The organism is Streptomyces murinus (assembly GCF_002154555.1).
Classification (GTDB): Bacteria; Actinomycetota; Actinomycetes; order Streptomycetales; family Streptomycetaceae; genus Streptomyces; species Streptomyces murinus.
Window position 1 is genome coordinate 1 of the sequence record NZ_MUNF01000312.1, and the last position, 10408, is coordinate 10408.

Here is a 10408-nt window from a genome sequence, read left to right on the forward strand (position 1 = left end):
CCGGGAGCCCGGGGGGCGGCTGGTGGGGTGGGCGATGCACGGGGCGTACGAGTCGGCCGTCGAGCGGTTCGGGCCGTTCGGGGTGCTGGAGGAGCTGCGCGGCACCGGGCTCGGCAAGGTCCTGCTCCATCTGGTCCTGGCCCGGATGCGGGCGCGCGGCGCGCACGGGGCGTGGTTCCTGTGGACCGGCGAGCGGTCACCGGCGGGCCATCTCTACCGCGCCGCCGGCTTCGAGACGACCCGGGTGTTCCGGGTACTGCGCCGGGAGTCCGCCCGGTGACGCGGTCCCAACGCGGCCTGAATCGGCGGCACTTCGCGCTCGCGCTGCCCTCCGCCCTGCTCACCGCGGGCTGCGCTGCACCGCGTCAGGGCACCGGCCGGCCCGGGGATCCGATCGTGCTCACCCTGCTCTCGCACTACTCCAGCGGGGTGCTGAAGAAGGCGCTCCAGGACCCGGTGGACGAGTGGAACGCCACGCACGACCGGGTCAAGGTCCGTACGAAAGCGGTGGAGTTCACCGATCTGCTGACCACGTTCACGGTCCGGCAGGCGGCGGGGCAGGGCGCCGACATCATCCAGCCGTACTGCCTGTGGACCGGCCAGCTCGTCCGGGCCGGGGTGCTGCGGCCCGCCCCGCCCGAGCACACGGCGGAGATCCGGCGCGGCTACAGCGCGGCCGCGGTCGGCGCCGCGTCGGTCGGGGGCCGCGTCTACGGCTATCCCACCGAGACGCAGACGTACGCCCTCTACTACAACGCACGGCTGCTGCGCGCGGCCGGTGTCCCCCGACCGCCGCGCACCTGGCCGGAGTTGACCGACGCGGCCGAGCGCACCATGCGCCGGGACCGGTACGGCAACACCCTGGTGCAGGGGTTCGGGCTCTCCTCGTACGACGACTCCACCACCGTCGGCCAGACCCTCGCGCTGCTGAACGCGGCCGGGGGCACCTTCGTCAGCGCGGACGGCCGGAGCACCGCGATCGACTCGCCGGCCGGGCGGGCGGTGTTCGAGCTGGAGCACCGTCTGGTCAGCAAGGGGGCGAGCGCCCCCGGCGTCAACGTCTACCAGGCGTTCCCCGCCGGGCAGGTGGCCATGGTGATCAGCGCGGGCTGGTGGACCGGCAGTCTGAAACCGCTGATGGGCGCGGACTACCGGGAGGTAGGCGTCGCCCCCGTACCCGTCCCCCGCGCGGGCGACCGGCCCGCCACGCTCGCCACCGGATTCCTGCTCGGGGTCAACACGGCCAGCCGGTTCCCGCGCGAGGCCTGGGAGTTCCTGCGCTGGCTCAACGCGGAGCGGACCGGCCCGAAGGGCGTGACCCGTATGAGCGCCCTCCAGGTGTCGGTCGGCTCGCTCACCGGCCGGGCCGACGACATGCGGGCGCTGCTCGGCAGGGGCGGGGACCCGAATCTGCGGCCGTTCCTGGACGCGCTGGCGTACGCGGTGCCGGAGCCGAACATGCCCGGCGCGCAGCAGGCGAAGACGCTGCTGCGCACCCATATCGAGGCGCTGTGGACCGGTCAGCAGTCGGTGGCGGAGGCGCTGCGCGGCACGCGCCGGCAGGTCGATCAGGAGGTGTCGCGGCTGTGGTGAACACGCTCGCCCCGGAGCGGGCCGGACCGCCCGCGTCCCGCGCACGGCCGCCGGGGCCCGGTCTGGCCGCGCGCGCCCGCCGCCGCCAGACGGTCGTCGCCTATCTCTTCCTGGCCCCGGTCCTGCTGTTCTTCGCGGTCTTCCTCGTGCTGCCGCTCGGCTTCGCGCTGCTGCTGTCGATGTCGCGCTGGTCCGGGTTCGATCTCGGGGACATCCGGCCGGTCGGCCCGGCCAACTTCACGGGGCTGTTCGCGCGGGGATCGACGTTTCTGACGCCGATCCTCACCAACACGGTGCTGTTCGCGCTGGGGACGGTGGTCATCGCGCTCGCGGGGGCGGTGCTCGTCGCCACCTGTATCGACCGGCTGCGGTTCCAGGGGCTGTGGCGGACGCTGTACTTCCTGCCGATGGTCACGACCGTGGTCGCCGTCGGCAATGTGTGGAAGTACATGTACGAGCCGGGCGGCCTCGTCAACGGCGTCCTGAACGCCCTCGGGCTCGGCTCGGTCGCCTTCCTCCAGGATCCGCACACGGCACTGCCCGCGGTGGTGGTCGTCCAGGCGTGGGCCTCGGCGGGGTCGGCGATCCTCGTCCTCACGGCGGGGCTGAAGTCGATCCCGCGCTCGTACTACGAGGCCGCGGAGCTGGACGGCGCCGGTGCCGTCACCGTCTTCCGGAAGATCACGCTGCCGTTGCTGCGGCCCTCGCTGCTGTTCGTGTGCATCACCCAATTCCTCACCGGGCTCCAGTCGTTCGCGCTGATCACGGTGATGACCAAGGGCGGTCCCGGAGACGCGACGGCGGTGGCGGCGCTGGAGATGTACCGGCAGGCGTTCTCGTACGGCGACTGGGGTACGGCGAGCGCGGCCGCGTTCGTGCTGTTCGTGGTGGTGCTGGTGATCACGCTGGTGCAGTTGTGGGTGTTCCGGCGCCGGGGGGAGGACGCGTGAGCCGTCGTCGTCAGCGGGTGCCGTGGGTGTCGTATCTGCTGGTCCTGTCCGGTGCCGTGCTCATGGTGGTGCCGTTCCTGGACATGGTGATGACGTCCTTCAAGGGGCCGGGCGAGTCGGGGAGACTGCCGTACCGCTTCCTCCCGAAGGGGTTCGACCTCGGCAACTACCGTGCGGCCCTGGACCAGTTGGACCTTCCGGTGCTGTTCCGCAACAGTGTCACCGCGACGGCGCTGATCACCGGCTCGGTGCTGCTCACCTCGTCGCTCGCCGGGTACGCGCTCGCCAAACTCCGTTTCCGGGGGCGGGACTTCATCTTCCGGCTGGTGCTGGCCACGATGATGTTCCCGCCGTTCCTCTTCTTCATCCCGCACTTCCTGATCCTGGTGCACTGGCCGCTGGCGGGCGGCAACGATCTGCTCGGGCGGGGCGGCGCGGGGCTGACCGTCAGCGTCGTGGCGCTCACGATGCCGTTCCTCGTCAACGGGTTCGGGATCTTCCTGATGCGGCAGTTCATGGTCTCCGTCCCCGACGAGATCCTGGAGGCCGCCCGCCTCGACGGCGCGGGCGAGTTCACCCTCTGGTGGCGCATCGTCCTGCCCCAGACCAAACCGGTCCTGGTCACCCTGGCCCTGCTGACCTTCGTGGACGCCTGGAACGAGTACATCTGGGCCCTGCTGATCTCCACCGCCGACCCGGACGTGATGACCCTCCCGGTCGGCATCCAGCTCCTCCAGGACTACGTCGACCCCACTCGCACCATGCCGGTCGTCATGGCCGCCCTGGTCCTGAGCATCCTCCCGGTCCTCGTCCTCTTCCTGCTGCTCCAGAAGCACTACATCCGGGGCGTGATGCTCAGCGGCCTGAAGTGAGGCACCAGCGCGCCTCCAGATCCGCGCAGCGGACGGTGATCGAGGCGTCGGTGAGCGCGATCTCGTGCGTACACCCACCGTCCCCGTCCGGGAGGATCTCGTCCAGCAGCACGGTGTCGACGAGCAGCCAGTCGATGGAGCGGTGGTGGTCGACGGCGAAGTGCCGCACACCCGAGTAGATGATGCGCAGCCCTTCCTCGTGCTTCCACCGGTTGGGCGCGAACTCCAGCACCAGTGAGCCGCTCTTGTCGGTGGCGAGGTGGATCCCGGACAGCTCCAGATCCTTCACACAGCGGGTGGCCCCCGGGATGTCGTAATGCCCGGTGTCGCAGGCGAAGTCCCGTGCCCCAGAGGGCAGTTCAGCGCGGATCTTCGGCAGTTCCGCCAGGTACGCCCGGGGATCCAGGAAGAACCCGTGGTCCTGCCAGACGGCGGTGACGTGCTTCATCAGCGGCTCACAGACCCACGATCTGGTTCCAGCGCCGGGCGAACTCCACGCGTTCCGCGGAGGTGATGTCGCGGGCGATGGCGAGACGGGAGCGCATCGTGGAGTCGGGGAAGATCAGGGGGTTGTCGGCGAGGGCCGCGGTGTCCTTGTCGGCGGCGTCGGCCAGGACGTCCTTGGCGGCCGGGACCGGGCAGACGTAGTTGACCCAGGCGGCCAGCTTCGCGGCGACCTCGGGGTCGTAGTAGTAGTCGACCAGCCGCTCGGCGTTGGCCTTGTGATCGGCCCGGTTGGGGACCATCAGGGAGTCCGACCACAGCTCGGCGCCCTCCTCGGGGACGACGAAGCGGATGTCGGGGTTGTCCGCCTGGAGCTGGATGACATCGCCCGAGTACGCCTGGCAGGCCAGGACGTCGCCGCTGACCAGGTCCTTGGTGTAGTCGTTGCCGGTGAAGCGGCGGATCTGGCCCCGGCGGACCTGCCGTTCCACCTCGTCGCACATGGTGTGGAAGTCGTGCGCGGTCCACCGGGTGACATCCACGCCGTTGCCCTGCATCAGCAGCGCGAAAGACTCGTCCAGGCCGGACAGGAGGGTGACCCGGCCCTTGAGGTCGTTCGCCCAGAGGTCCTTGACCGCGCGGATCTCGCGGCCGAGCTTCTTGCGGTTGTAGGCGATGCCGGTGATCCCGGACTGCCACGGCACGGTGAACCTGCGGCCCTTGTCGAAGGCGGGCGTGCGCAGCAGCGGGTCGAGGTACTTCGCCACGTTCGGCTGGTGCGCGCGGTCCATCTGCTGCACCCAGCCCAGCCGTACGAACCGGGCGCACATCCAGTCACTGATCACGATCAGATCGCGCCCCGTGGACTGGTGGTTCATCAGCGCGGGGCTGATCTTGCCGAAGAACTCGTCGTTGTCGTTGATCTCCTCGACGTACTCCACGCGTATCCCGGTGCGCTTCTCGAACGCGTCGAGGGTGGGCCGACGGTTCGGGTTCTTGTCGTCGGTGTCGATGTACAGCGGCCAGTTCGCCCAGGTCAGCCGGTGATCGGAGGCGGACTCGTCACTCACCGAGCGGTCGCCCGGCCGGACGTAGGCGGCGGGCACTCCACAGCCGGCCAGCGCACCGAGCGCGGCGGTGCCGCCGAGCGCGCGCAGCAGGGAACGGCGGGACACGGTCGTACGCGAAGAAGTCTGGGGCACCCCGGAAGGATGCCGCTCCCCCGTCCGGGCACACAATCGACGCTGCGTCGAGCGGGGAGCGCCCTGCCCGACACCTTGTCGATCAGCCGGGTGCGCCAAAAGGCGGCCCCCGCGCAGGAAGGTGAACCTGTGCGAGGGCCGCCGGTGATGTTCCGTCAGGGCTAGCCCAGCGACGTCATCACGTGCTTGATCCGGGTGTAGTCCTCGAAGCCGTACGCCGAGAGGTCCTTGCCGTAGCCGGACTTCTTGAAGCCGCCGTGCGGCATCTCCGCGACCAGCGGGATGTGGGTGTTGATCCACACGCAGCCGAAGTCCATCTTCTTGGACATGCGCATCGCGCGGGCGTGGTCCTTGGTCCACACCGAGGAGGCCAGGGCGTACTCCACGCCGTTGGCGAACTCCAGGGCCTGGTCCTCGTCCGTGAAGGACTGGACGGTGATGACCGGCCCGAAGACCTCCTTCTGGATGATCTCGTCATCCTGCTTGACGCCGGAGACCACGGTCGGCGCGAAGAAGTAGCCCTTGTCGCCGACCCGCTTGCCACCGGCCTCCACCCGCGCGTGCGCGGGCAGCCGCTCGATGAAGCCCTCGACCTGCTTGAGCTGGTTGGGGTTGTTCAGCGGGCCGTAGAGCACGTCCTCGTCGTCCGGCTGCCCGGTCTTGGTCTCCTCGGCGGCCTTGGCGAGCGCGGCCACGAACTCGTCGTGGATCGACTCGTGGACGAGGACGCGGCAGGCGGCCGTACAGTCCTGCCCGGCGTTGAAGAAGCCCGCCACCGAGATGTCCTCGACGGCCTTGGCGATGTCGGTGTCCTCGAAGACGACGACCGGCGCCTTGCCGCCCAGCTCCAGGTGGACCCGCTTGAGGTCCTTGGACGCGGACTCGGCGACCGACATGCCGGCGCGCACGGAGCCGGTGATGGAGGCCATCGCCGGGGTCTCGTGCTCGACCATCAGACGGCCGGTGTCACGGTCGCCGCAGATGACGTTGAAGACGCCCTTGGGCAGCACCGAGCCGATGATCTCCGCGATCAGCACCGAGGAGGCGGGGGTGGTGTCCGAGGGCTTGAGCACCACGGTGTTGCCCGCGGCGAGCGCCGGGGCGAACTTCCATACGGCCATCATCATCGGGTAGTTCCACGGCGCGACCTGGGCGCAGACGCCGATCGGCTCGCGGCGGATGATCGAGGTCATCCCCTCCATGTACTCGCCGGCCGAGCGGCCCTCCAGCATCCGCGCCGCACCGGCGAAGAAGCGGATCTGGTCGACCATCGGCGGGATCTCCTCGGAGCGGGTGAGCCCGGTGGGCTTGCCCGTGTTCTCCACCTCGGCCGCGATCAGCTCCTCGGCCCGCTCCTCGAACGCGTCGGCGATCTTCAGCAGGGCCCGCTGGCGCTCGGCCGGCGTGGCGTCGCGCCAGGCGGGGAAGGCGCGGGCGGCGGCCTCCATGGCGGCGTCCACGTCCGCCGGTCCGGACAGCGGCGCGGTCGCGTACGCCTCGCCGGTCGCGGGGTTGACCACCTCGGTGGTCCGTCCGTCGGCGGCGTCCCGGAACTCACCGTCGATGTAGTTGCGCAGACGACGCAGCTCGGTGCTCACTGCCGGCCTCCTGATCTGGTTCGAGGGTTCGAGCGGTCCAGCCCGGACGGCCCGTGGGGCTGTCCGATCACTGAGACACCCCACCCTAGTCGGCACCCCCACGTTTTCAACACCCCCAATGCCGCCACTTCTGCGAAATCCGCAAGCTTTGATCCCTCAAACAACGAATTTCATCGATCGGGGCTTGCGAAACTGACGAGACCTCGTGCACAGTGAGCGCGTGGCCAGTCGAAGCGCAGACCAGAGGGACTCGCCCCGCGAGTCCAGGAACGGCAGTCCCACGTTGGACGCCGTCTCCCTCGCCATCATTCAGCAGCTCCAGGAGGACGGCCGTCGGCCGTACGCCGCGATCGGCAAGGCCGTCGGCCTGTCGGAGGCGGCCGTGCGCCAGCGCGTCCAGAAGCTGCTGGACCAGGGCGTGATGCAGATCGTCGCCGTCACGGACCCGCTCACCGTGGGCTTCCGCCGGCAGGCGATGGTGGGCATCCACGTCGAGGGCGATGTCGAGTCGATCGCTGACGTGCTGACTGACATGTCGGAAGTCGAGTACGTGGTGATGACCGCGGGCTCGTTCGACATCCTCGCCGAGATCGTGTGCGAGGACGACGACCACCTGCTGGACGTCATCAACAAACGCATCCGGGCGCTGCCCGGCGTGCGCTCCACCGAAAGCTTCGTATACATGAAGCTGAAGAAGCAGACCTACATGTGGGGAACCCGATAACCGTGACCCAGAAGGACCTCAGCCGCACCGCGTACGACCACCTGTGGATGCACTTCACCCGCATGTCCTCGTACGAGAACTCTCCCGTCCCGACGATCGTCCGGGGCGAGGGCACCTACGTCTACGACGACAAGGGCAAGCGCTACCTCGACGGTCTCGCGGGCCTGTTCGTGGTCCAGGCCGGGCACGGCCGCACGGAGCTCGCCGAGACCGCGTTCAAGCAGGCCCAGGAGCTGGCCTTCTTCCCGGTGTGGTCGTACGCCCACCCGAAGGCCGTCGAGCTCGCCGAGCGCCTCGCCGACTACGCCCCCGGCGACCTGAACAAGGTCTTCTTCACCACCGGTGGCGGCGAGGCCGTCGAGACCGCCTGGAAGCTGGCCAAGCAGTACTTCAAGCTGACCGGCAAGCCCACCAAGTACAAGGTCATCTCCCGCGCGGTCGCCTACCACGGCACCCCGCAGGGCGCCCTGTCCATCACCGGTCTACCGGGCCTGAAGGCCCCCTTCGAGCCGCTGGTGCCGGGCGCGCACAAGGTGCCGAACACCAACATCTACCGCGCGCCGCTCTTCGGTGACGACCCGGAGGCCTTCGGCCGCTGGGCCGCCGACCAGATCGAGCAGGAGATCCTGTTCGAGGGCCCGGACACCGTCGCCGCGGTCTTCCTGGAGCCGGTGCAGAACGCCGGTGGCTGCTTCCCGCCGCCGCCCGGCTACTTCCAGCGCGTGCGCGAGATCTGCGACAAGTACGATGTGCTGCTCGTCTCCGACGAGGTCATCTGCGCCTTCGGCCGCCTCGGCACCATGTTCGCGTGCGACAAGTTCGGCTACGTCCCGGACATGATCACCTGCGCCAAGGGCATGACCTCGGGCTACTCCCCGATCGGCGCCTGCATCGTCTCCGACCGCCTGGCGGAGCCGTTCTACAAGGGTGACAACACCTTCCTGCACGGCTACACCTTCGGCGGCCACCCGGTCTCCGCGGCCGTCGGCCTCGCCAACCTCGACCTGTTCGAGCGCGAGAACCTCAACCAGCACGTGCTGGACAACGAGGGCAACTTCCTCCAGACGCTCCAGAAGCTGCACGACCTGCCGATCGTCGGCGACGTCCGCGGCAACGGCTTCTTCTACGGCATCGAGCTGGTCAAGGACAAGGCCACCAAGGAGTCCTTCAGCGACGAGGAGACCGAGCGCGTCCTGTACGGCTTCCTCTCCAAGGCGCTGTTCGAGAACGGCCTGTACTGCCGTGCCGACGACCGCGGCGACCCGGTCATCCAGCTCGCCCCGCCGCTGATCTCCAACCAGGAGACGTTCGACGAGATCGAGCAGATCCTGCGGGCCACCCTCACGGAGGCGTGGACCAAGCTGTAATCAGCTGACGGTGTGACCGCGACCGGCCCCGGAGCCGCCCGTTCGAGTGAGAACGGAGGCCCGGGGCCGTGTGCTGTCCGGCCACCGTGCGGCGGCTGCCTAGCGTGCCAGTGACCGATCGGCCCTGCCTTCGTTCCCCCGTATGGAGGAACGGGCACGGGAAAACGGATCAGAACCGAGGTGTACGCCCATGGAGGCTCCGCCGGACAACGACGTGCTCTGGGCACGCTCCCTGCACTTCACGCACCCCGACGGCTCCCCCGGACTCGCCGGGGTCTCGATCGCCGTCCGGGAGGGCGAGATCCTCGCCGTCAGCGGCCCCCGGGGCAGCGGCAAGACGACCCTGCTGCGCTGTCTGTCCGGCCTGGAGCCGGTGTGCGAGGGCGAGGTCTGGTTCAACAGCACGCCCCTGCACACCCTCGGCCCGGCGCACCGCGAGCGGCTGCGCCGCGACCGCTTCTGCTGGATCGGCCCCGAACCGGGCCTGGTGCCCGAACTGAACGCCTGGGAGAACGCGGCGCTGCCGCTGATGCTGCGCGGCACCAGCCGCCGCCGGGCCAAGACCACCGCGCTGGAGTGGCTGGAACGCCTGGACATCGGGGAGGCGGCCCGCAAGCGCCCGCACCGGCTGCGCCAGTCCGAACGCCAGCGGGTCTCCATCGCCCGCGCGCTGGCCCCGGCGCCCACCGTGCTGTTCGCCGACGAGCCGACGGCCCCGCTGCACCGCGCCGACCGCGGCCATGTGCTGCGCACCCTCACCAGCGCCGCCCGCTCGCACGGCATCACCGTGGTCCTCGCCACCCACGACCCGGAGACCGCGGCCCTGGCCGACCGCACGGTGAACCTGCTGGACGGCCGGCCGGTGCGGACCGTACATCTGCCGGAGATCCCCGACGCGGGAGGCCGGGCCGCGTGCTCGATCTCCGTCTGACCCGCGCTGCCCGGCCCGCCGTCCAGCTGCGCCGCCTGCTGGTGGCGGCGGCCTCCGCGGGCACCGGGTTCCTGCTGCTGTCCTGCCTCGGCTACGCCTTGAAGCGCCCCGAAGCGGCGGGCTCGGGCGCGCTCCGGCTGGCCTGGTGCGTGGTGCCGGTCGCCGCGACGGTGTATCTCGCCCTCGCCGTGGCCCGCACCGATCCCGGCACCCGACCGCGCCCCGGGCTCTCCGCCATCGGCCTCGGCCCGGCCCGGCTGATGGCCGTCTCCGCCCTGGTCACGGCCCTGTCCACCACCCTGGGCTCACTCGTCGCCCTCTCCCTCTTCCTGCATCTGCGGGGCGACCTGACGGGCATGCCGTTCGACGGCGCGGCCGCGTCCTTCCTGGCCGCCGGCAAGTCCCTCCCGCTCGCGGCGACCCTGACCCTGCTCGCGGTGGTCCCCGTGGTGGCGACGATCGCGGTGGCGCTGGCCCTGCGGCCGAGGGATCCACGGGCGGTGGTGCGGCCGCAGCGGAGGTATCTGCCGTTCGTGAGGCAGGCCGGCGGTCCGGCCATGGGTGGTCGGACCGCGGGTGGTCCGACCGCAGGTGGTCCGGCTGCGAGTGGTCGTACCGGCGAGGTGAACCGCGGGTCGATCACACCGGCCGGGGCCGCGGCTGCCGGAGTGCCTTCCCCGGCGGCGCCTCCGCCGCCCGCCGCCTCCACCTCGCCGGTACGACCACT

10 protein-coding genes and 1 pseudogene are annotated in these 10408 nt (G+C 70.2%); 8 read left to right on the plus strand and 3 right to left on the minus strand.

The window, feature by feature from the left end; translation table 11 throughout:
• The 4 genes from CCN72_RS19360 to CCN72_RS19375 all read left to right on the plus strand — a co-directional run.
• On the plus strand, nt 1-280 hold a 280-nt coding region (locus CCN72_RS19360; protein WP_143664135.1), incomplete at its 5' end, for a GNAT family N-acetyltransferase.
• Entirely contained in the window at nt 277-1593 is a 1317-nt protein-coding gene (locus tag CCN72_RS19365) for an ABC transporter substrate-binding protein (protein WP_244174322.1), read from the plus strand. The genes CCN72_RS19360 and CCN72_RS19365, both read left to right, overlap by 4 nt.
• Complete coding sequence (locus CCN72_RS19370) at nt 1590-2543, plus strand: carbohydrate ABC transporter permease (protein ID WP_244174324.1); 954 nt, start codon at nt 1590-1592, stop codon at nt 2541-2543. The genes CCN72_RS19365 and CCN72_RS19370 overlap by 4 nt, the downstream gene beginning before the upstream one ends.
• Nucleotides 2540-3415, plus strand: coding sequence for a carbohydrate ABC transporter permease (locus CCN72_RS19375; RefSeq protein WP_244174325.1), 876 nt, complete (start codon nt 2540-2542; stop codon nt 3413-3415). The genes CCN72_RS19370 and CCN72_RS19375 overlap by 4 nt, the downstream gene beginning before the upstream one ends.
• Here the strand turns inward: CCN72_RS19375 and CCN72_RS19380 are convergent.
• The 3 genes from CCN72_RS19380 to CCN72_RS19390 all read right to left on the minus strand — a co-directional run bounded on the left by CCN72_RS19380 (nt 3399) and on the right by CCN72_RS19390 (nt 6659).
• The gene (locus tag CCN72_RS19380; RefSeq protein ID WP_086808608.1) at nt 3399-3863 is read right to left on the minus strand and encodes a hypothetical protein; all 465 of its coding nucleotides are present in this window, start codon (nt 3861-3863) and stop codon (nt 3399-3401) included. The two genes, CCN72_RS19375 and CCN72_RS19380, sit on opposite strands and share 17 nt — an antisense overlap.
• A 7-nt stretch (nt 3864-3870) precedes the next feature.
• Nucleotides 3871-5061, minus strand: coding sequence for an extracellular solute-binding protein (locus tag CCN72_RS19385; protein WP_086808609.1), 1191 nt, complete (start codon nt 5059-5061; stop codon nt 3871-3873).
• A 161-nt stretch (nt 5062-5222) separates the two neighbouring features.
• Nucleotides 5223-6659, minus strand: coding sequence for a gamma-aminobutyraldehyde dehydrogenase (locus CCN72_RS19390; protein ID WP_085566786.1), 1437 nt, complete (start codon nt 6657-6659; stop codon nt 5223-5225).
• A 205-nt stretch (nt 6660-6864) separates the two neighbouring features.
• On the opposite strand from CCN72_RS19390, the gene CCN72_RS19395 reads away from it, so the two are divergent.
• The 4 genes and pseudogenes from CCN72_RS19395 to CCN72_RS19410 all read left to right on the plus strand — a co-directional run.
• Complete coding sequence (locus CCN72_RS19395; protein WP_037654527.1) at nt 6865-7383, plus strand: Lrp/AsnC family transcriptional regulator; 519 nt, start codon at nt 6865-6867, stop codon at nt 7381-7383.
• Nucleotides 7368-8750: an aspartate aminotransferase family protein gene (locus CCN72_RS19400; protein WP_078967303.1), complete on the plus strand. Its 1383-nt coding sequence runs from the start codon at nt 7368-7370 to the stop codon at nt 8748-8750. The genes CCN72_RS19395 and CCN72_RS19400 overlap by 16 nt, the downstream gene beginning before the upstream one ends.
• Before the next feature lie 190 nt (nt 8751-8940).
• On the plus strand, nt 8941-9681 hold the full coding sequence (locus CCN72_RS19405) for an ABC transporter ATP-binding protein (RefSeq protein WP_085566785.1): 741 nt from the start codon (nt 8941-8943) through the stop codon (nt 9679-9681).
• Nucleotides 9663-10408: pseudogene (locus tag CCN72_RS19410) on the plus strand (hypothetical protein); the annotation flags it as partial. The gene CCN72_RS19405 and the pseudogene CCN72_RS19410, both read left to right, overlap by 19 nt.

What these genes read in the sequence shown, in the direction of transcription:
- CCN72_RS19380 (WP_086808608.1), bottom strand. Translation starts at nt 3,863, where the DNA reads ATGAAGCACGTCACCGCCGTCTGGCAGGACCACGGGTTCTTCCTGGAT.
- CCN72_RS19405 (WP_085566785.1), top strand. Translation starts at nt 8,941, where the DNA reads ATGGAGGCTCCGCCGGACAACGACGTGCTCTGGGCACGCTCCCTGCAC.